The sequence below is a fragment of the Janthinobacterium aquaticum genome (assembly GCF_009208565.1).
GTDB lineage: Bacteria > Pseudomonadota > Gammaproteobacteria > Burkholderiales > Burkholderiaceae_D > Janthinobacterium.
The window spans coordinates 47497-68153 of sequence record NZ_WFLK01000016.1 but is presented as its reverse complement, the minus strand read 5'-3'; the positions used below and the strand labels follow the sequence as shown (position 1 = coordinate 68153).

At 63.6% G+C, this 20657-nt stretch carries 17 protein-coding genes; 6 read left to right on the top strand and 11 right to left on the bottom strand.

The window, feature by feature from the left end; genetic code table 11:
* The first annotated feature begins 49 nt into the window (after positions 1-49).
* The 3 genes from GCM43_RS22110 to GCM43_RS25885 all read left to right on the top strand — a co-directional run bounded on the left by GCM43_RS22110 (position 50) and on the right by GCM43_RS25885 (position 2830).
* Positions 50-1186 carry a mechanosensitive ion channel family protein gene (locus GCM43_RS22110; protein WP_152248051.1) on the top strand — a complete coding sequence of 379 codons (1137 nt, stop codon included), beginning with the start codon at positions 50-52 and terminating at the stop codon, positions 1184-1186.
* Positions 1187-1365: 179 nt separating this feature from the next.
* Positions 1366-2559 carry a serine hydrolase domain-containing protein gene (locus GCM43_RS22105; protein WP_152248050.1) on the top strand — a complete coding sequence of 398 codons (1194 nt, stop codon included), beginning with the start codon at positions 1366-1368 and terminating at the stop codon, positions 2557-2559.
* Positions 2560-2656: 97 nt separating this feature from the next.
* The gene (locus GCM43_RS25885) at positions 2657-2830 is read left to right on the top strand and encodes a hypothetical protein (protein ID WP_193315715.1); all 174 of its coding nucleotides are present in this window, start codon (positions 2657-2659) and stop codon (positions 2828-2830) included.
* A gap of 28 nt (positions 2831-2858) precedes the next feature.
* On the opposite strand, the gene GCM43_RS22100 is transcribed toward GCM43_RS25885, so the two are convergent.
* On the bottom strand, positions 2859-3242 hold the full coding sequence (locus tag GCM43_RS22100; RefSeq protein ID WP_152248049.1) for a YkvA family protein: 384 nt from the start codon (positions 3240-3242) through the stop codon (positions 2859-2861).
* Positions 3243-3337: 95 nt separating this feature from the next.
* Between GCM43_RS22100 and GCM43_RS22095 the strand changes: the two genes are divergently transcribed.
* Entirely contained in the window at positions 3338-4429 is a 1092-nt protein-coding gene (locus GCM43_RS22095) for a DNA topoisomerase IB (protein ID WP_152248048.1), read from the top strand.
* Here GCM43_RS22095 and GCM43_RS22090 read toward each other — a convergent pair.
* The 6 genes from GCM43_RS22090 to GCM43_RS22065 all read right to left on the bottom strand — a co-directional run bounded on the left by GCM43_RS22090 (position 4413) and on the right by GCM43_RS22065 (position 11406).
* A complete protein-coding gene (locus tag GCM43_RS22090; RefSeq protein ID WP_152248047.1) occupies positions 4413-4640 on the bottom strand; it encodes a hypothetical protein in 228 nt (75 codons plus the stop codon). The two genes, GCM43_RS22095 and GCM43_RS22090, sit on opposite strands and share 17 nt — an antisense overlap.
* A 129-nt stretch (positions 4641-4769) precedes the next feature.
* Complete coding sequence (locus GCM43_RS22085; protein ID WP_152248150.1) at positions 4770-5456, bottom strand: MgtC/SapB family protein; 687 nt, start codon at positions 5454-5456, stop codon at positions 4770-4772.
* Between the two features lie 75 nt (positions 5457-5531).
* Positions 5532-6344 carry a ferritin-like domain-containing protein gene (locus GCM43_RS22080; protein WP_152248046.1) on the bottom strand — a complete coding sequence of 271 codons (813 nt, stop codon included), beginning with the start codon at positions 6342-6344 and terminating at the stop codon, positions 5532-5534.
* Between the two features lie 295 nt (positions 6345-6639).
* Positions 6640-8739: a TonB-dependent receptor gene (locus tag GCM43_RS22075; RefSeq protein ID WP_152248045.1), complete on the bottom strand. Its 2100-nt coding sequence runs from the start codon at positions 8737-8739 to the stop codon at positions 6640-6642.
* An 84-nt stretch (positions 8740-8823) separates the two neighbouring features.
* Positions 8824-9222 (bottom strand): DUF2946 domain-containing protein, encoded by a 399-nt coding sequence (locus tag GCM43_RS22070; protein ID WP_152248044.1) that lies wholly within the window; start codon positions 9220-9222, stop codon positions 8824-8826.
* Between the two features lie 57 nt (positions 9223-9279).
* A complete protein-coding gene (locus GCM43_RS22065; RefSeq protein WP_226929612.1) occupies positions 9280-11406 on the bottom strand; it encodes a TonB-dependent siderophore receptor in 2127 nt (708 codons plus the stop codon).
* 171 nt (positions 11407-11577) lie between these two features.
* Here GCM43_RS22065 and GCM43_RS22060 point away from each other — a divergent pair, with 171 nt between their 5' ends.
* Positions 11578-14976, top strand: a complete 3399-nt coding sequence (locus tag GCM43_RS22060) for a DUF748 domain-containing protein (protein ID WP_226929611.1) — start codon at positions 11578-11580, stop codon at positions 14974-14976.
* A 106-nt stretch (positions 14977-15082) separates the two neighbouring features.
* Here the strand turns inward: GCM43_RS22060 and GCM43_RS22055 are convergent, their stop codons facing one another.
* Complete coding sequence (locus tag GCM43_RS22055; protein WP_152248043.1) at positions 15083-17494, bottom strand: membrane-bound PQQ-dependent dehydrogenase, glucose/quinate/shikimate family; 2412 nt, start codon at positions 17492-17494, stop codon at positions 15083-15085.
* Between the two features lie 118 nt (positions 17495-17612).
* Complete coding sequence (locus GCM43_RS22050; RefSeq protein ID WP_152248042.1) at positions 17613-18824, bottom strand: NnrS family protein; 1212 nt, start codon at positions 18822-18824, stop codon at positions 17613-17615.
* Positions 18825-18970: 146 nt separating this feature from the next.
* Here GCM43_RS22050 and GCM43_RS22045 point away from each other — a divergent pair, with 146 nt between their 5' ends.
* Positions 18971-19423: a GNAT family N-acetyltransferase gene (locus GCM43_RS22045; RefSeq protein ID WP_152248041.1), complete on the top strand. Its 453-nt coding sequence runs from the start codon at positions 18971-18973 to the stop codon at positions 19421-19423.
* Between the two features lie 202 nt (positions 19424-19625).
* Here the strand turns inward: GCM43_RS22045 and GCM43_RS22040 are convergent, their stop codons facing one another.
* Positions 19626-19940, bottom strand: a complete 315-nt coding sequence (locus GCM43_RS22040) for a carboxymuconolactone decarboxylase family protein (RefSeq protein WP_152248040.1) — start codon at positions 19938-19940, stop codon at positions 19626-19628.
* A gap of 34 nt (positions 19941-19974) precedes the next feature.
* Positions 19975-20637, bottom strand: a complete 663-nt coding sequence (locus GCM43_RS22035; protein ID WP_152248039.1) for a response regulator — start codon at positions 20635-20637, stop codon at positions 19975-19977.
* Positions 20638-20657: the final 20 nt, after the last annotated feature.

The window sequence follows — 20657 nt, the reverse complement described above, 5'->3', positions numbered from 1 at the left end:
ATAAGCATTTGCGGCAATATATTACATTAACAATAAGGAGTTTTCGCCTATGGATTTGATTACCTTCCATTCGCTGATGGGCGGGCGGCTCGGTTCGGCGCTGACCGTGCTGCTGAGCGCCATCGTCGCCACCCTGATTACCGTAACGCTGCATCGCGGCGGTATCAGCCTGATCAAGCGCCTGGCCAATGGCCGCCCGTTTACCACCAACCTGACCCGCGTGGCCTTCAACGCCAGCCAGTGGTGCATGATCGTGTTCGGCCTGCGCATCGTGCTCGCTGGCGCGCCCACTGATACGCCGGGCCTGGTGGCCATGTCGCATATCGCCAGCGTGGCGCTGATCGTGGCGCTGACCTGGTTTGCCATGAAATGCATCGAGTCGCTGAGCCTGACCATCGCCCAGCTCAACCCGGTCGATGTGGCCGACAACCTGCGCGCGCGCCGCCTGATTACCCAGGCGCGTGTGCTCACGCGCAGCGCGCACGCGATCGTGCTGGTGCTGGGCCTGTCGTTTGTGCTGCTGACCTTGCCGGGGGCGCGCCAGATCGGCGCCAGCCTGCTGGCCTCGGCCGGCGTGGCCGGTCTGGTGGCCGGTATTGCCGCCCGGCCAGTGCTGGGCAACTTCATCGCCGGCCTGCAGATCGCGTTCTCGCAGCCGATCCGCATCGACGACGTGCTGATCGTCAATGGCGAATGGGGCCGCGTCGAGGAAATCAAGGGCACCTACGTGGTGGTGCGCATCTGGGACGAGCGCCGCCTGATCGTGCCGCTGCAGTGGTTTATTGAAAATCCGTTTGAGAACTGGACCCATACCTCGTCCACCATCCTGGGCACGGTGTTCCTGTGGCTGGACTTCAGCGTGCCGATCGAGCCGCTGCGCGCCGAACTCGAACGCATCTGCAACGACTCACCCATCTGGGACCAGCGCGTGTGCAAGGTGCAGGTCACCGACGCCAATGACCGCGCCATGCAGCTGCGCTTCCTGATCAGCGCGCAGAACGCCGGCGACGCTTTCGAGCTGCGCTGCGTGATCCGCGAAGGCATCCTCGGCTATGTCGCCGAGCATTACCCGCACGGCCTGCCACGCGTGCGCTCCTCGCTCGACCCGCTGGAAATGGCGCCGCCGGCCAACCGCCCGGAAGCGCTCGACACCATTATCGACGGCCACCCGCACGCCAAGGCGTAAGTGCAACGCCCTTGCTCAACCGCTACTGGCGCAGCCGAGATCGATTGTCATTGCTGCGCAGCAATGTTTTGTCAAATGGGACAGCTTTCTTTGAAAATATTGTTAAGATAAATAAACCGGCGCAAGCCGCTATCGAATGACAAGCAAGCCAATTACAAGTAATCGCAGAAAGTGACTCCATGAAACGACGAAGCGTGCTGGGACTGGGCATCTCGCTGGCCCTGCTGCAAACAGGGTGCGTGACTGGCCCCAAGCCTGATCTGGTATGGGAAAACGCGTTTGACGCCTTTATGCGCGACGGCCTGGCGCGCACCGAAACGCCGGCCATGAGCGTGGCCGTGGTGCGCGGCGACCAGACCATTTTCGCGCGCGGCTATGGCTGGGCCAATATCGAGTCCGGCGTCAAGGCCGATGCCGATACGGCCTTTCATATCGCCTCGGTCAGCAAACTGGTGACCGCCACGGCCGTCATGATGCTGCTGGAACAGGGCGGCTTCCAGCTTGACGACAAGGTGGCGCCCTACCTCGACTTTCCGCTGCTGCATCCGAAATTTCCCGATGTGCCGATCACCTTCCGCCATCTGCTCACGCACACGTCCGGCATTTCCGACGCCGTCTATGAAAAGACGGCAGCATTTGCCGTGCAGGGCGATCCGCGCTTGCCGCTGCGCGACTTCGTCAAGGGCTATCTGTCGCGCGGCGGCGGCTGGTACGACGCCGACCTGTCGTTTGCCGGCCGCCCTGGTACCGAATGGCGCTACAGCAATGTCGGCTATGCGCTGCTTGGCTATGTGCTGGGCCGCATGAACCCCGACACGCTCGATGTCTTTACGCGTGAAAACCTGTTCGAGCCGTTGGGCATGGACGACACGGCCTGGAAACTGGCCGGCCTGCCGCGCGGCACCAATGTAGCCCAGCCCTACAAACACAAGGAACCAGGCCTGCAGGTACTGCCGCCGACCGGCTACCCGGACTGGCCGGCCGGCCTGCTGCGCAGTTCAGCCCATGATTTTGCGCGCTTCCTGGCTATTTTCAGCAACGGCGGCATGGTCGGCAAGCGCCGCTATCTGCAGGAAAGCACGTTGCAAGCGATGTTTGCCCCGCAAGTGGGCACGGTGTCTGCCACTGAGCCGTCCATGCACCAGGCGCTGGGCTGGGTATTGCGCGACCTGGACGGCGTGCAGCTCGCTACCCACAGCGGCGGCGACCCGGGCGCGGCGTCCGTCGTGTGCGTGGACCGTACGCGCAAGACGGCGGTGCTGGCTTTTGCCAATATCAGTGCCGACAAGGAACTGCGCAACTTCCAGAAAGAAGTGGTGCAGCGGCTGCTGGCGCACGCCGCGGGGTCAAATCTTGCCGCAGTCAAAATGTAAATTATGTGGACGGACGCACAGTAACATTGCGGCAAAACCGTATGCTGGAGTCATCAGTGTTTGTACTGATTTTGCAGTGACTTAACTTCAGGAGATCATGATGACTAACCGCATCGGCAACAAAGACGTCGCACAGCAACGCAGCAAGAGTGAAAAAGCCCGTATTCGCGCCTCGAACATCGCCAGCGAAGCGGAGAAAAAAGCCATCGCCAAAGCCAAGTACCGCAATGCGGTCAAAGGCCAGCCTGGCGTACCGGGCCCTGCCGCCTGAGTTTGACGCTCTGGCCCTGGCAGCCGCTTCAGCTACCGAACCAGCCGCGCAGCTTTTCCGCTGCGCGTTCCTTGACCTCGGCCGTGATATAGGCCGAGACGGTGGCGACGGCGGCAGCCAGCACGGCCAGGTCATCAACGTAGCCGATGACCGGCGTGATGTCAGGTATGGCATCGATGGGCGAAATAAAGTAGCCGAGCGCACCATACACGGCCGTCTTGGCCCACACGGGCGTATTAGGTTGCTGCGCGGCGTAATAGAGCCACAGCGCCTTCTCGATCACCTCGTAGCCGGCCGTCTTGGCGAACTTGAGCACCTTGTCCCAGAAACTGTCGTCCGTATATTTCTTCTCGTACGCTTTGGTCGACTGGGCCGCGTGGTCTTCTTCCAGGTTTTTTCGTTTGCCAAACATCATCGCTCCTTTGCATCCCATTTTGGGCGCACAGTAACATAAATCATCTGATCGCAGCGCCCCGGCACTGCAGATCCCCGCCTGGAGTATCGAACATGAGCAAGCAGCAAGACGCCCTGGATGACGCACCGGCCACTGCCAAAGCGGCAGGCCTGCGCTACGTGGGCGACCACCAGAACGGTATCGCCCGGCGCGGCAAGCCTGGCAAATTCCGCTATGTCGACCACGACAATGCCCCGATCAAGGACCAGGACACGCTCGAGCGCATCAAAAAACTGGCCATACCGCCGGCCTGGACCGACGTGTGGATCTGTCCACGCGCCAACGGCCACCTGCAGGCCACCGGGCGCGATGCGCGCGGGCGCAAGCAATACCGCTACCACGCGCGCTGGCGCGAAGTGCGCGATGAATCGAAGTACGAGCGCATGCTGAGCTTTGGCCGCGCCCTGCCCGCCATCCGCCAGGCAGTCGACGCCGGCATGAAGCTGCCCGGCTTGCCGCGTGAAAAAGTACTGGCCACCATCGTGCATCTGCTGGAACTGACCATGATGCGCATCGGTAACGAGGAATATGCACGCACCAACAAGTCGTTCGGCCTGACCACCTTGCGCACGCGCCATGTCAAAGTGCAAGGCAGCGGCGTGGAATTTCATTTTCGCGGCAAGAGCGGCGTGCACCATGACATCAAGCTGAGCGACCGCCGCCTGGCGCGCGTGCTGCAGACCATGCGCGAGCTGCCGGGCCAGGAACTGTTCCAGTATATCGATGAAGATGGCCAGCGCCACGGCGTGGACTCGGGCGATGTGAATGACTACCTGCGCGAGGTGACCGGAGAAGATTACACGGCCAAGGATTTCCGCACCTGGTCAGGCACCTTGCTGGCGGCGCTGGCGCTGGAAGAATTTGAAAAGGTCGATTCGGAAGCACAGGCCAAGAAAAACATCGTGCAGGCGATCGAATCGGTGGCCAAAAAGCTCGGCAATACGCCATCGATCTGCCGCAAGTGCTATGTGCATCCGGCGGTGCTCGATTCCTACCTCGATGGCAGCCTGCTCGAAGGCTTGCGCACGCGCGCAAGGCAGGAACTGAAGAATGATCTGCATGCGCTGGCGCCGGAAGAAGCGGCCGTGCTGGCGCTGCTGCAACGGCGCCTGCAAAACCCGGAAAGCGTCAGGCGTCGCGCTTAGGCTTGCACTGGGCCGTCAGGCTCAGTTCAGTCATGCCGCAGGCTGGCAGGCCTGCATCGGCCATCTGCACCGGTGCACTTGCTGCCTGCTGCGCGTCGTGCGCCGTGTCCTGACCTTGCCACACGGTCGCTGTCAGCGTGGAGGCCACGAACAGGCAGATGAGCAGAAACGGTTTGTTGATGGCGGCGGCAGGCTGTTTTTTGGTGTGCATGGCAGAGTCCCGGTCAAATGCTGAGCTTGGTTGCAAAGTTGACTCATAGTCTCGTGTTTGCTCAGCAGCGGCAATCAGACGGTTCCCGCACATCAAGTAGGAAAAAACTGACAAAACCTGCCGTGCGCCCTAGCCTGCCGGGGCGTCCGGATCCTTGACCTGCAACACCCCCGGTACCGCACCCAGGCGCTTTTGCAACGCCAGGAACTGCACTGGCGTCACGCGCGTAAAAGTAATGACGATATCGTCGAGCTGGGGCGCGCTGTCTTTCTGGCGTATCACAAACTGCTGGATGCGCGTGGTGCCCGCGCCCAGCGCATCGTGCAAGGTATCAAACGACAGCGCGTCGCGCTCGGCAGTGACCAGCAGTTCGCGGCGCTGGTGCGTGCCGATAAAATGGCGTTCGAGCGGCTTGATGCCGGCCAGAATAATCAGGATGATAATGGTGGCCGCCACCGCCGGCGTGTACAGACCGCCGCCGACGGCCAGGCCGATACCGGCCACCGACCAGACACTGGCCGCCGTGGTCAGGCCGCGCACGATCTCGCCACGCGCGAGGATGGCGCCAGCGCCCAGAAAACCGATGCCAGAGACCACCTGCGCGGCCATGCGCGACGGATCGAGCGTCACCCGCTCGCTGAGCACATCGCTGAAACCATAGGCCGACACGATCATGATCAGGGTCGAGCCGACACAGACCAGCATATGCGTGCGCAGGCCGGCCACCCAGGCCAGGCGTTCGCGCTCGTAGCCGATGGCGCTGCCCAGCAAGGCTGAAAACGCCAGCCGTCCTACCAGTTCCCATTCATTTGCCATTGCCATCGCCGCTCCTTGACCGCGTGTTCATGGCCGAATTTAGCATGAATCACGGCGACAGGCGGCAAGCTGCGTTCAGGACGGCAGGTCGGACAGCTCCAACTCGCTGAAACCGGCGCGCCGGCGCGCTTCCAGATTGAACGGACCGCGCAGCGTCGGCGCCTCGTACTGGCGCGCCAGTTGCGCGTAGGTGTCACGCAATTCGAGACCGCGCTGCGCGCACAGATAGCCGTACCAGCGGTTGCCGATCTCCACGTGGCCGACTTCGTCGCGCAGGATAATGTCGAGGATGGCGGCAGCGGCCATGTCGCCGGCCTGCGCCAGCTTGGCGCGCAGCGGCGGTATTGCATCGAGCCCGCGCGCTTCCAGCGTGCGCGGCACCAGCGCCATGCGCGCCAGCACATCGCCGCGCGTCTTGTCGACCATTTCCCACAAGCTGTCATGGCCGGGATAGTCGCCGTACGCGTGCCCCAGCACATCGAGGTGCGCCACCAGCAGCGAAAAATGCGTGGCTTCTTCCGCCGCCACGCGCAGCCAGTCTGTGTAGTACTCGTGCGGCATGGCGCCAAAACGCCACAGCGCATCGAGCGCCAGATTCATGGCGTTAAATTCGATATGCGCCAGCGCATGCACCAGCATCGCGCGCCCCTCCTGCGTGACCATCGAACGCCGCCCCACCAGCCGCGGCGGCACCAGTTCAGGGCGCACGGGACGGCCCGGCACCTCGCCCTGCGGCTGCAGCGTTGCACCAGGATCGGCCGCCAGGCCCGCCGCTGCCATGGCAGCAACCATCGCCACCTTGGCCGAAGGATCGGTTTCCAGCAAACAGGCCAGCGCGCAGGCGCGCAGTTCGCTTGGGACGGAGGAAGGTAAGTCGGTGGCTTGCATGGCAATATGTTGCGATAGAAAGAAGGGCCGCAGTGTATCAAAAACAGGCTCAGAAAGCCGGGTCGGTTTGGCCCTAATGCCGCTAATACCGCTAATACCGCTAATACCGCTAAGTTACGAGGATTAAGAGGACGGTAGGTCGGATTAGCCGGAACGGCGTAATCCGACAACATTGTTGGCAGCTGTGGGATTGTCGGATTACGCCTGGCTGCGCCAGGCTAATCCGACCTACTTGGTTTGCCAGGATTTCTCCTTAATTTTCCTTAACTTAGCGGCATTAGGAACTGACCCCGATTTAGAATTGCAGTTGCAGACCCAGATCGACCGAGCGGCCCTCTGCTGGCAGGGACTGCAGGGCGCCACCTTGCGTGGCCAAGCGCGACAGGTAGACGCCGCCCAGCGGGTCGGCGTAGGCGCGGTTGAACAGGTTGGACACGCCGAAGCTGACACTGGCCTGCTTGCCCAGCGCCACGCTGCTGCGCAGATTGACCAGCGCGTAGCCGCCCGTTTCCAGTTCCAGCCGGCGCGCGTCGACGGTGGTTTTGGCGGCGACTGCCTTGAGTTCCAGGCGGTTGCTCCAGGCGCCCAGCTGGTGTTCGAGGGCAAACAGGGCGTTCAAGGGCATCATGCGGTACAGGTCGCCGCCATCCTGGCGCTTGCCGCGCGTGTATGCCGCCGTGCCGCTGACGCCAAGACGACCCCAGCGCGCACTGGCCGACAGCGGCAGCTGCCACGACAGGTTCAGGCCATACAGCTTCGCGTCGTGATTGGCGAACTGCAGCAGATTGCCCCTGGCCGCCATCTGCATATAAGGATTGAATGACGCCAGCACGTTGACGTCGATATAGTCGTTGACGCGGCTGTAATAAGGATTGAGGCGCACGAACCAGCCATCCTGGCCCTGTTCGCCGCCATGCCAATCGGCCGTGAAGGCTGCCGTGTAGGCCGTTTCCGGTTTCAGGTCAATATTGCCGACATAGCCATTGCCATCACCAAACCAGTTGGTCATGGTCATGGCCATCGTGCCGCGACCCCAGGAATAGCGTTCGTAGAGATTGGGCGAGCGCACCTTGCGCGCCAGTGCAAATTCGTAGCTACTTGATGCGTCCGGCACAAGGCTGGCCTGGGCGGCAGCGTCAAGGTTGGTGTCGCGCTGCTTGTGCGAGCGCGCATTGAAGGCGGCGGCTGCGGCCGAGTCAGCCATGTTCATCATGCCGGTTCCATACGACTGGACCTGGCCGGTATCCATGCGTACCGATTCGGCGCGCACGCCCACGACCGTGCTCCAGCGAGCGTCCAGGCGCGAGGCCAGTTCGCCAAACAGCACGGCGCGGTCGCGCTTGCCACCATTGATATTGAGATAGGTGCGCGGCCCCATCATCATCGAGCCCGGCACAGCCGGCCAGTAGTCGTCCAGGCGGAACGCATGCAGCTCCTGCCCCAGGCGCAGTTCGCCGGCCGCCAGCGGCACGCTGGCCTTCAGGGCGTAGCCGGTATTGCGGCCCCGCGTGACCATCGGCATGGTGCCGGGTCGTTCGCTGCTGAAAAAACCCATCTCATGGTCGGTCTGCTGCCAGTAGGCGCGCGCCTCGAGCATGCCCCAGCCCAGCGTGCCCTGGTAAGCCAGGTTGGCGAACTGGCCGTGGTTGTCCGTCATGTCCATGTACTGGTTGGGGAAACCCTGGTAGGGAATATGCTGCACGCCGGCGCGCAGCGTCAGTTGCTGGCCCTGCCCTCTGGCCGCCAGCACGATGGCCTGATTGATGCTCTCGGCCATGCTGCCCAGCACCTTGTCGCCATTGCCGTCTTTGTAGCTGCGGCTGCGCGCATAGGCGCCGCTGTAGCCGACACTGAGCGATTCAGTGGCAGTATTGGCCGCCACGCTGGTCGACACGCTGCGGTTGACGCTGCGTCCGGACAGCGCAAACGAGCCGCTGACCAGCCGTCCTTCGCCCGGCTGGGCAAACACCGGCGCGTTTGACTGCACCTCGATCACGCCGCCAATGCTGTCGCCGCCACTGCTGACGGGCGGCACGCCGGCCAGCAGCACGATGCGCTGCACCTGCTGCGGGTCAATATAGGACAGCGGCGCGTTCATGTGGTTGGCGCAGGCCGAAGTGATTTCCATGCCGTCGATACGGATTTTCAGGCGGTCGTCGGCAAAGCCGTTGGCCACCGGCAGGCCCGAGACGGCGCCGCCGGCAGCCACCTGGTAGCCGGGCGTACCGTTCAGTAGCTGGGCGGCGTCCTGCGCGCCGGGATAGCTGCGGGCAACCGACGAAGCGATCACGGTCAGTTCGGGCATCACCTTGACGGCAGAATCGGACTGGGCCGTGGCGGACAAGGGGAAGGCAATGGTGATGGAGATGGCCATCAGTATAGGTAAGTGTTTCATGCTGCTGCTTTCAAGTCGGATGCGTAAGGACGCACGGCTGCGCTGGCGCGTAGCGCCACAACCATGCAAAACGGAAACGGACAATCAGAAAGCGGCAGGCGGACCGCGTGCAAGACGCGGTGTCCATGCAAACAGCGGGAAGCAGGACTGGTAAAACAGGGAAGGCAGCAGGCCGGCCAGCAATGCGCCGCTAGCGGGCAGCAGTTGCAACGGCGGCAGTTCAAGCAGGGCCACATGCATGCTGCAGCACAGGCAGTCGCCCATGTTCATGGTCGGCTGTTGCGGCTGATCGGGCGCCTGCATGCTGGCCTTGAGACTGAGCATGTTCATGCCGCCAGCCACGGTGCAGATTTCAAAGCTCGGTACGGCAGCGCCACGCGCTACCGTCAGCACGCGCGACACGGCCGGCGCCAGCGCCGCCATCAGGATGGCGAAACAGGCGATCCACAATACGCACGCGGCTCTGGCTTGGTTGACTGGCATGGCGCCATTGTAGCAGCGCGAAGCGGCCGCCAACAGCGCCAGGGTCAAGCCAGCCGCTTACAAATCAACCTTGACGCTGAGCTTGACGGTGCGCGGCGCGCCGGACGCCAGGCGCGTACCGGCGCCGGCCCAGTAGCGCTTGTCGGCGGCATTGTCGACGTTGAACTGCCAGGTCACGTTTTTCTCCATCAGCCGGCCGGCATAGCGCACCCCGGCCGAAAACAGCGTCACGCCGCCCAGGAACGCCTGGTTCAGGTCGTTGACCGGCCGTGCGCTGTAGTAAAACGCGCCGCCGTTGACAGCCAGGCCGGGCACGGCGTCAAATTCATAGGAGAGGAACGCGCTGGCGGTGCGCCTGGAGGCATTTTCCGGCGCCTTGCCGTTGTACGCTGCATTGATATGCTCGAAGCTTGGATCGAGCAGCTGCGCCGAAGTCTGCCACGACAGCTGGCGCGTCAGCTTGCCCTGGGTCGACAGTTCCAGGCCGCGATAGCGCTGCTGGCCGTCCGAGGTAAATACATTGCTGGTGTTGGTATAGTAGCCGGGGCGCTTGATATCGAACAGCGCGGCCGACAGCAGCGTGCCTGCGCCCGTCATCCAGCGCGCACCCAGTTCCTGCTGGCGGCTAACGCCCGGCGCCATCTTGACGCCCTCGTTGGCGGTGCCGGTCGGACTGGTTTCGCCCTCTTCCAGGCCGCGCGCAGTCGATACATAGAACGACACGGCAGGCGTCAGCTTGTAGATCAGCGACGCCATCGGCGTGGTCTTGCTGACGTCATAGTGGCTGGCGCCCTGATCGCTGCGGTAGCTGCTGTGGCGCACGCCGATCACGCTTTGCCATTGCGGGCTGAAGACCATCCGGTCGAGCGCATACAGGCCGGTGTCGCGCGTATCGAGCGCCGCCGTGGTCGGGTTGGCTGGCGCGGCACCGAAGACCACGTTCGTGACCGGCACCGGGTTGTACAGGTTTTGCGAGGCGATCGTGTAGTTGCGCTGATAGATCGGGTCTTGCGACTTGTCGGTGCGCGAAGCGCCCAGCGTCAGCTCGTGGGCAATAAGGCCGGTGTTGAAGGCGCCGGCCAGCTCCGTGCGCAGCAGGTCTGACTGCACCACGCTGTGCTGGATATTGCCGGTAATGCGGCCGGCACCGGTGGCCAGGGCGGCCGCGTTATTGAGACGGAAAATCGCCAGGCGGCGGTCGCGCGCCGTCTCCGAGTGGCCCGCTTCCACCGTCAGCGCCCAGCCGTCGGCCAGCGCATAGTCGGCGCGCAGCTGGGCGTTCTTCGTTTGCGCTTCGAAGTTCGACCAGTCCGGGCCGATCAGCTTTTTCGGGTCGACCGCGCGCGGCAGCGTGATGACGCCATTGACGGCGGCCGGCAGCGCAATGCCGGCCTGCTCGGTCACGCGGCGGCGTTCGTATTCAAGGTCGGCTTTCAACAGCAGGCGACTGCTGACGCGCCAGTCAAAAGCGCCGGCAATAAAGCGCCGGTTGCCATTGCCCACATTATCGAGGTAGGAACCAAGCGTGCCGCCGGCGGCGTTGATGCGCACGCCGAACTGCTGCTGTTCGCCAAAGCGGCGGCCCAGGTCGACATTGGCCACAGCACTGCCGCGCTCGTCGACCGACAGGCCAACGCTCGTGACGGGCTTGCTGCCGGCGCGCTTGGTCACGAAGTTGACCACGCCGGCCGGCGACGTAAAGCCGTAGTACAGGGCCGAGGCGCCTTTCAGTACTTCGACGCGCTCCTTGTTTTCCAGCGCTACCTGCGAAAAATTCATGATCGGCATCGAACCGTTGAGGCGATAGTTGGTGCGGTTTTCCACCGCGATGCCGCGGATAACCAGCTGATCCCAGGTTTCGCCGCCATTCTGCTGGCGCGTCACGCCGGCCGTATTGCGCACGGCGTCATACAGGCCGCCGGCAGCCTGGGCATCGAGCAGCTCGCGCGTGATCACATTGACGGTGGACGGCACATCCATGATATTGGCGCCGCGAAAGCTGCCCGCCTCAGTCGTCAACGGCACCAGACCCTGCGCCCTGGCGCCCGTCACCTGCACCGCCTGCAACGTCTGCTCCTGCTCGGCGTTGTCAGTCTGCACTGCCGTTTGCGCCTGGGCAGCAGCAGCGGAAAAAGCCATCGCACACGCGGCGGCAATGGGGGTGAGGATGGGAGCGACAGCCATAATATCTTTCTGATCGGTAAAAGCAAGCCGACATCATACCGAGAACGATTATCATTCGCAACCAATAGTCGGCATCGAGCACGCCATCCGGCGGTGACAGGCTAGTCACAGCATTGCTATAATCACATTCTTCCGCCACGCTATTGCGGCGGCATTGCTACGGACCATCAAGTGAACAAGATTAACAAGAAAAGCGCGCAGCCCCGTCGCTGGAAGCGCTGGCAACGTTGGAGCCTGGGCGCCAGCTGCGTGCTGGCCGTCTATGGTGCTGCCGGCTTCTGGCTGGCGCCTGCACTGATTCAAAGCCAGCTGCCCCAATTCGTCGAGAAGCAGCTGGCGCGCCAGGCCAGCATCGGCAGCGTCAGTTTCAACCCGTTTACCCTGCGCATGGTGGCGCACGACATTGCTTTCAAGGAAGCGCCGGCGGCCGGCAGCGCGCCGCTGTTTGAGCTCAAACAGTTGGTGGTCCAGCTTGAATGGTCTTCCATCGCGCGCCGCGCCTGGAGCATCGCCGACATCCGCCTCACTGCCCCCAGCGCCCATCTGTCCATTGCGGCTGACGGCAGTTTCAACCTGGCCCAGGTGCTGGCGAGCTGGCAGCAGAACCATCCCGACAAGTCCGAAGGGGCCATGCCGCGCCTGCTGATCAAGCATTTCGCACTGGAGCAAGGCAAACTGGCTTGGCAGGACCGCCAGGCCGGCTACGCGGATGACTTCACACCCATCGACTTCACGCTCGATAATATTTCAACCTTGCCTGACGCCCATGGCAGCTACCGCTTCAGCGCCGACGCGGCGCACGGCGGCAAGCTGGCCTGGCGCGGCACGGCCTCGCTGAGCCCGTTGAAGGGTGAAGGTGAACTGGTGTTGAGCGACGCCGCCCTGCCCGGCCTGGCCGCCTATCTGAAAGCCTATACCCGCGCGACGGTGACCAGCGGCACGCTGTCGGCCAGCCTGCCCTATGCGTTTGCCTATGCCGACGGCAAGCTCGATGCCAGAGTGCAGCAGGCCAGCCTGGCGCTGCGCGAACTGGCCCTGCTGCAACCGGGCCAGGCAGCACCCTTCGCCAGCGTCAGCGCATTGAAGATCAACGGCGTCAACGCCGACCTGGCCAGCAGGCACGTCAAGATCGGCCAGGTCGCGCTCGATGGCGCCAGCCTGGCGGCCAGGCGCGACGCCAGCGGCCAGCTCGACCTGGCGCAACTGGCGCTGCCGCGCCCGGCTATCTCGCCTGCCAAGGCACCTGCCCAGAGCGGCAAGTGGCAGGTCGACCTGCAGCAGCTCACGCTGAAACAGGTGAATCTGACTGCCACCGACCAGACCGTACGCCCGGCGCTGGCTGTCAGCGCGCGCGATTTGCAGCTGACGACGCGCGTGCAGCTGCAGCAGACGGCCAGCGGCCTGCAGATCGTGGCCGACGATGCGCAGCTGCAACTGACAAAGCTGGCCATGCAGCGCGGCGCGCAGACGCCGTTCTCGCTGGCCCAGCTGGGCTTTACCGGCGGCCGGCTCGACCTGGCAAAACACAGCATTAAACTGGGCACGCTGAACGCCAGCGGCGCGCAGATCGACCTGGCGCGCAGCAGCGATGGCAAGTTCGCCATTGCCAGCAATCTGCCCGTGTTCGCCACGGCACAGCCGCCGGGTCAGGCCAGCGCGCCGTGGACCACGCAGATCGACAAGCTGGCATTGAGCGGCTTTGGCGCGCGCTTTGACGATGCAGGCACCGGCATCAAGGCCACGCTGCAGGACGCTTACCTGAATCTGTCGGGCATCAGCAACGACACCAGGCAAGCGCTGCCGTTCGAACTGGGCGTGGCCCTGCGCGAAGGCGGCAACCTGTCGGCCAGCGGCCGCTTTACGCCTGGCAGCGGCGCGCTCGAGAGCCAGCTCAAGGTGGCGCAACTGGCGCTGGCACCGCTGCAGCCCTTGCTGGCGCAGCATCTGAAACTGACACTGGCCAGCGGCACGTTGTCGGGCAATGGCCGCTTGACGCTTGGTGGCGGCGTGGCCAAGTCGCCCAAGGTAGCCTATGCGGGCGCCGTCGAGATCGCCGGCCTGCGGCTCAACGAAGACGATGGCGACCGCTTTGCCTCTTGGAAAAGCGTGCGCGCCGATAAGCTCACCGCCAGCGTGGGGCCGAACTTGCTGGACATTCCCGAACTGCGCGTGATCGAACCGAATGCCCAGCTCATTATCGAAAATGACCGCAGCCTGAATGCCCAGCGGCTGCTGGTGCAGGCGCCGGCCACCACGCCGCCGGCGCCTGAGGCTGCACCGGCGCCCGATGCGGCCTTCCCGGTGCGCGTGCGCCGCGTGCGCCTGCAAAACGCCAAGCTCGATTTTGCCGACCTGAGCCTGCGGCCGCAGTTTGCCGCAAAAATCGTTGAATTGAATGGCGTCGTGACGGGTCTGTCGACACGGCGCGACGCGCGCAGCCAGATCGAACTCGACGGGCGCGTCGACGACTACGGCATGGCGCGCGTGCGCGGCCAGCTCAACCCGTTTGCCCCGACCGACAATACCGAACTGAACGTGGTGTTCAAGAATATCGACATGGTGTCGGCCTCGCCCTACACCATGAAGTTTGCGGGCTACAAGATCGCAGAAGGCAAGATTTCGCTCGATCTGCAGTACAAGGTGCGGCAGCAACAATTGGAAGGGAGCAACCAGGTCGTGCTCGACAAGCTGACCCTGGGCGAACGCATTGACAGCCCCGACGCCCTCAAGCTGCCGCTGGAACTGGCGCTGGCGATCCTGAAAGACAGCGACGGCCGCATCGACCTGGCGCTGCCGGTGTCGGGCAAGCTGAACGACCCGCAGTTCAGCTATGGCGCGGTGGTGTGGAAGGCGCTGGGCAACGTCCTGACGCGCGTGGTGAGCGCACCGTTTCGCGCACTGGGCAATCTGCTGGGCATCAGCGCCGAGAAACTGGCCAGCGTGGACTTTGACGCCGGCAGCGCCGCGCTGCAGCCGCCCGAACGCGAAAAACTGCTGCAGGTGGCGCAGATACTGGCCAAACGCCCGCAACTAACGCTGGCGGTACCGGCGCACTACAGCGATAGCGACGCCACCGCGCTGCGCGTGCAGGCCGTGCGCCGCGCAGTGGCGCTGCAGGCCGGCATCAAGCTCGAAGCCGGCGAAGAGCCGGGACCGCTGAACCTGGACGGACGCAAGATGCGCAGCGCGCTGCGCGAGGTGTATGCGGCGCGCCTGGGCAAGGCCGCGCTGGAAGCGAAGAAAAAGGCAGCCGAGGCCGCAGCGCCAGCCACCGCTGAAAAAGTGCCGGTGCTGCAGCGGCTGGGCAAGCTGATCGAAGGCGAACCGCAGGTGGCCGATCCGAGCGCCTTTTACACTGGCCTGCGCACCGAACTGGAAGAGCGGCAGGCGCTGCCGGCGGACGCCATGGCCACCTTGGGCCGCCAGCGCAGCGCCGCCATCATGGCGCTGCTGGCGCAGCAAGGCGTGGCAGCCGAACGCTTGCAGGCGGGTGCGGTAGAAAAAACCGAGGCGGCGCCGGGCGCACCGGTAGCGCTGAAGCTGGAGTTGGCGGCGCGTAGGTCGGATTAGGCCCCGAAGGGGCCGTAATCCGACAACATTGTTGGCGTCAGCGGTGTTGTCGGATTACGGCCCGAAGGGCCTAGGCGGCCCCGCCTAATCCGACCTACGCCTCCTCCTATTTTTTCTCCGGCAAAGCAAACGCCACCAGACTGTCCCCCATCTTGGTACCCAGCGAGCCATGACCACCAGCCATCACCACCACATACTGGCGGCCGGTCTTGTCTGAGATATAGCTCATCGGCGTAGCCTGGCCGCCGGCCGGCAGGCGCGCTTTCCAGACGACCTTGCCGTTGCGCACATCGTAGCCGCGGATATAGTAGTCAAGCGTGCTGCTGAGAAACGCCACACCGCCGCCGGTGGTGCTCATACCGCCCAGGCTGGGCACGCCCAGCGGCAGCGGGATCGGCACGGGCGCGCTGTCCATGGTGGTGCCGTTCTTGTGCATCCACACCTTTTTCATGGTGCGCAGATCGACGGCGGCCACATAACCCCACGGCGGCGCCTGGCAAGGAAAGCCCAGCGGCGACAGGAAGGGCTTGATCTCCACGGCAAACGGCGTGCCGGTCTGCGGCTGCAGGCCCATTTCGGTGCCAGTGCCGCCGGGCGCCGTGGCCTGCGCACGCGGTACCAGCCGCTCCAGGAAGCCCATATAGTCGGGATTGACGATCAGCAGCTGGCGCACCGGATCGACGGTCGCCCCGCCCCACTCGAAAATACCGAGCGGGCCAGGGGAAATAATCGCGCCCTCGATCTTGCCGCTGGCCACCGTCTGCGGCGTAAACGGGCCTTCATAACGGTGCTGGCGGAAGATGATGCGGCAGGCCAGCTGGTCGAACGGCGTGGTGCCCCACATATCGGTTTCGCTGATATTTTTCTTGGGCAGGAACGTCAGCTCCGAGAACGGCTGCGTGGGCGAAACGCGGTCGCCGGGCGCCACGTTGGCGGTCGGCACCGGCTTTTCCGGCGCCGGCACCACCAGGCTGCCGTCGCGACGGTCAATCACATAGATATCGCCGCGCTTGGTGGTTGCCACCACCGATGGCACGCGGCCCTTGGGCGTATCGATATCGACCAGCGTGGGCTGGCCGCCGATATCCATGTCCCAGATATCGTGGTGCACGGTCTGGTAGACCCAGCGCAGCTTGCCCGTGGCCAGGTCGAGCGCGACGATGGCGCTATTGTATTTCTCGCCGTTGGGATTGCGGTTGCCGCCCCAGGTATCGGGCGTTTCATTGCCCATCGGGATATACACCATGCCCAGCTTTTCATCGACGCTCGACACGCCCCAGGAATTGGGCGAGTTGTTGGTATAGGTCTTGCCGTCGGCAATCGGCGCCGTTTCTTCCGGGTTGGCAGCGTCCCAGTTCCATACCAGCTTGCCGGTGACCGGGTCATAGCCACGGATCACGCCCGACGGCTCGTCGGTTGAATCGTTGTCGGTTACGCTGGCGGCCATCACCACCATCTTTTGCGACACGGCCGGCGGCGAGGTGGGCATCAGAAAACCGCGCTTTTTCATGCCCATGCCGTGGTACAGGCCGATCACGCCGTTCTCGCCAAAGCTCTTGCACGCTTCGCCCGTATCGGCGTTGACGGCGATCAGGGTGGCATCCATGGTGGGTGCAAAGATGCGGCGCGGGCACTCCATGCCGGCCGCTTCCGGCGCCGGATCATCTTTCGCCCGGCCCGCATTGACGTCCCAGTAGGCCACACCGCGGCAGATCATGTGCTGGTAGGTTTTCGCGTCACGGTTGATTTTCGGGTCGTGGCGCCAGATTTCCTTGCCTGTGTCCGGGTCTAGCGCAATCACGATACTGTGCGGCGTGCACAGGTACAGCATGCCGTTGACCTTGAGCGGCGTGACCTCATTGGCAATCTCGAACGGGTCGTTCGGCCCCTTGAAGTCGCCCGTATGGAATACCCAGGCCTGTTCGAGCTTGCCGGCATTGGCTGGCGTGATCTGCGCGGCCGGAGAATAGCGGTCGCCATAGCCGGAGCGCCCGTACTGCGCCCAGTCGTTATGCGCCACGCCAGGGGCAATATCGCCCTGCGGCTGGGCCGTCATGTTTTCTTCGGGTACATTGCCATGCAGGGTGTAATAGTCCTGGAACAGCGACAGCAGGCCCACGCCGGCCGTCAGTACCACCGCGCCCATCAGGGCGCCCTTGCCACGCCGGCTATGCGCTGCAGGCGCCAGGCGGCGGTGGACAAACGGCAGCAGCAGCCAGACACCGGCCGCAAACCAGATATCGAGCCGTGGCAGCAGCTGCCACCAGTCGAATTTCACTTCATAGATCGACCACAACAGCGTGGCCAGCAGCAGCACGGCCAGGAAATTGAACGCGGCAGGACGGCCCCTGGCCACCAGCACACCGGTCATCGCCATGCCGATGCCGGCGATAATGTAGTACCACGAACCCTGCAGCGTCAGCAGCCAGACGCCACCGCCGGCCAGCAGCAGGCCGAGCAGAATAAAGACAATGCCAGTAATGACAAGCAACGGCCCCGGCCGCGTGGAGGGAGTCATGATATTCCTTTGGCAATAATGGATGGACTATGCGGGCGTAACCAAGCCTCACCATGCCATTCTTGCACCAAAGGCCCAACCATGGCACACGCCACGACCGTGTGCAGCGCTACCGTCTCTAACCCTCCTTGCCGTCCACGCGTGGCCGCCACAGAAAAGGCGCGTAAGTTACGGCATACAGCACAAAGGCCAGCGACCATAATGCCCCGGCAGCCACCAGCGCCGGTACCAGCAACGGCGCAGGTCCAACGGCCGCCAGCAAGCGCGCCACGGCACCCAGCTGCACCAGCCAGTACATGCACGCCTCGGCCTTGCCCGCTTTCAGCGGCCGCCCGGTATGGCCCAGCGTGGTGCGCGTCATCATGCCGATAATCAATCCCGCCATCGAACCGACCGTCAGCGCATGAAAGGCCGCGCTGGCCGGCACGATATGCACGCTGGCGAGCGCCAGCAGCACAAAGCCGAGGCCGATCCAGGCATATGACAGATGCAGTATCCATAACAGTGGCACGCGCAACGTGCGCTGCGGCTGCCAGGCCAGCAGATTGGCCAGCGAGACGCCTGCCGCGCACAGCGCCAGCGGCGCCGTGACCACGCCCGGCAGGCCGGCCAGCCAGCTGATGCCGGCCGCCGCCATCAGCGCCACGGCCACCAGCGCGCGCCTCGGATTCGATACTGGCGTCGCGCCCGGCGCGCCATTGCGGGTAAACATGGGAATGACGCGCGCACCGATCACCGACTCGATCACCACAATAATCAAAATAGCCGCCTGCACCGGCACGGCGGGCGACAGGGCCAGAGCGCCAAACGCGGCCACGTGATACAGGCCATTGGCCAACGCCAGCAGGGCCAGCAGACCAACCAGAAACAGATTGCGATGGTTGCCAGAACGCTGCAGCACTAGCAGCAGCGGCCAGGCCGCCAGCGGCAAAAACAGCCAGTCAACGAAGGCGGCAAACAGGCCCGGCGTCGCATACAGCAGCACGCGCCCGGCCAGCCACAGGGCCACCAGCGCCATCAGGTGCGCGCCGCGCGGCGTATCGAGCCCGGTCCAGTTGCGCCCGGCAGTAAACAAAAAGCCCACCACCACCGCCACCGCAAAGCCGAATACCATCTCATGCATATGCCAGCCCAGCCCTACCTGCAACGCGCCCTGCAACACGCCAAAGTAGCTGAGCAGCCACAGCGGCACGCTGATGGCGGCAAACATGGCGGCCAGCAGATAGAACGGACGAAAACCCAGCTGCCAGACGGCATGGCCAGGTAGCCACGGCGCGGCAGTTTTTGCCGCTGGCGGCAAGGAAGGTTCGCTGATCGGAGTAATAGCCATAATGGACTCGCGCTTAAAAGATATATTTAATATGCTACTTTAAAGGCGGCGCTTTGGGTATTGGACAAAATGACTAGTCGTAGGTTGCCAGTACAGCCCTATATAATAAGCACATCGATAAGCACATCGTGACCCGACGCTGCCCCATGCTGACCATTGCCTTTGAAACGCCGGACCAGCCCGAAGTGCTGGCCCTGATCGCCGACCTCGACGCCTACCAACTGACGCTGTATCCGCCCGAGTCCGTCTACGCGCTGGACCTGCAAACGCTGCTGCAGCCGCATGTGCGCTTTGCCGTGGCGCGCAGTAGCGGCCATGCCGTCGGCTGCGCGGCCGTGGTGCTTCAACCCGCCTACGGGGAAATCAAGCGCATGTACGTCAAGCCCGAAGCGCGCGGCCTCGGCGCTGCAAAACAGCTGATGGCGCTGCTGGAACAGGCGGCCCGCGACGCGCACTGCCGCCGCATGACACTGGAAACAGGCCCATCCCAGCCGCAAGCCATCTCACTCTATGCGCAGCAAGGCTTCCTGCAATGCGGCCCGTTCGGCGACTACGCCGACGACCCGCTCAGCGTCTTTATGCACAAGCAGCTGGACTAAGCTGAGCTGATCTGCGCAAACTGCCCTGCAACTCAGGGTCAGTTCCGCCATTGCGACACAACCTCAGCAGTTTGACTTCGCATGCTGCAAATCCACCGCTGCCTGATTGTGCTTACTGCCACCTATCTTCAGGTATTTTGCTCACGGATCAGGCCGTGTCCAAATGGCGGAACTGACCCTGAGTCGCTGCGCATGCCAGGATTTATTGGTTTTGCCCATCATAGGTCTCCAGCGCCGCCGGAACGGCGCCGATCACTACCGCGCCGGCGGCAGGCAGGCCGACCAGTACGGCGCTGAGGACCTCCTGCCGGGTGGCGCCATGCGCTTTGGCCGACAGCACATGGAAGGCCAGCCCGGACAGGTTACCGGTGGCGGCCAGCACCGCGATATAAGCCAGCTCACCGGTCTTCTTGTCGAGCGCACTGGCCGCTGCCAACGCTGCAGCCGCCTGCGTCCACGCTGCTGCGTGCTGTGGTGCTTCGTGCATAAAGGTGGAAAATGCTGCTGAAACGCTCATCAAGTGCTCCTTGTCTGGCTGTAGGTGATGGTGGCTACTTCAGTTGCCGATGCTCGACCGCATACACGGCTGCCTGCACGCGGCTGTTGAGATTGAGCTTTTTCAGCACGTTCTGCACGTGGATCTTGACGGTGCTTTCGGCCAGATCCAGCGTGCGGGCGATGCCCTTGTTGCTTTCGCCGCGCGACAAGCAGTCGATAATCTCCTTTTCGCGCGGGGTGAGTTTATCGAGTTCCGACACCGGCTCTTCGCGCCGCGTACCGGCCTGCAGCTGGGCCACCAGCTTGCCCGTCATCGCTTCGGCGATCACCACTTCGCCGCTAGCTGCGCGGCGGATCGCGCGCACCAGGTAGTCGGCGTCGATATTCTTGATCAGGTAGCCGCAGGCGCCGGCGCGCAGGGCCGTGGCCAGGTCGTCAGCGTCTTCCGACACGGTCAGCATCACGATGGCGGTATCGGGACAGTCATGCTGCATCAGCTGCAGCGCTTCCACGCCCGACATGCCGACCATGTTCAGGTCCAGCAGGATCACATCTGGCTGCAGCTGGATGGCGCGCTTGATGCCTTCGACGCCATCGCCCGCCTCGCCCACCACGGAAAACTCGGCGTGGCGCTGCAGCAGCGAACGTATGCCGCTGCGAAACAGGGCGTGATCGTCCACCAGCATGACGGTAATCGGTTGATCGACAGTTTCCATATTCTGCTTCCCTGTAAAGA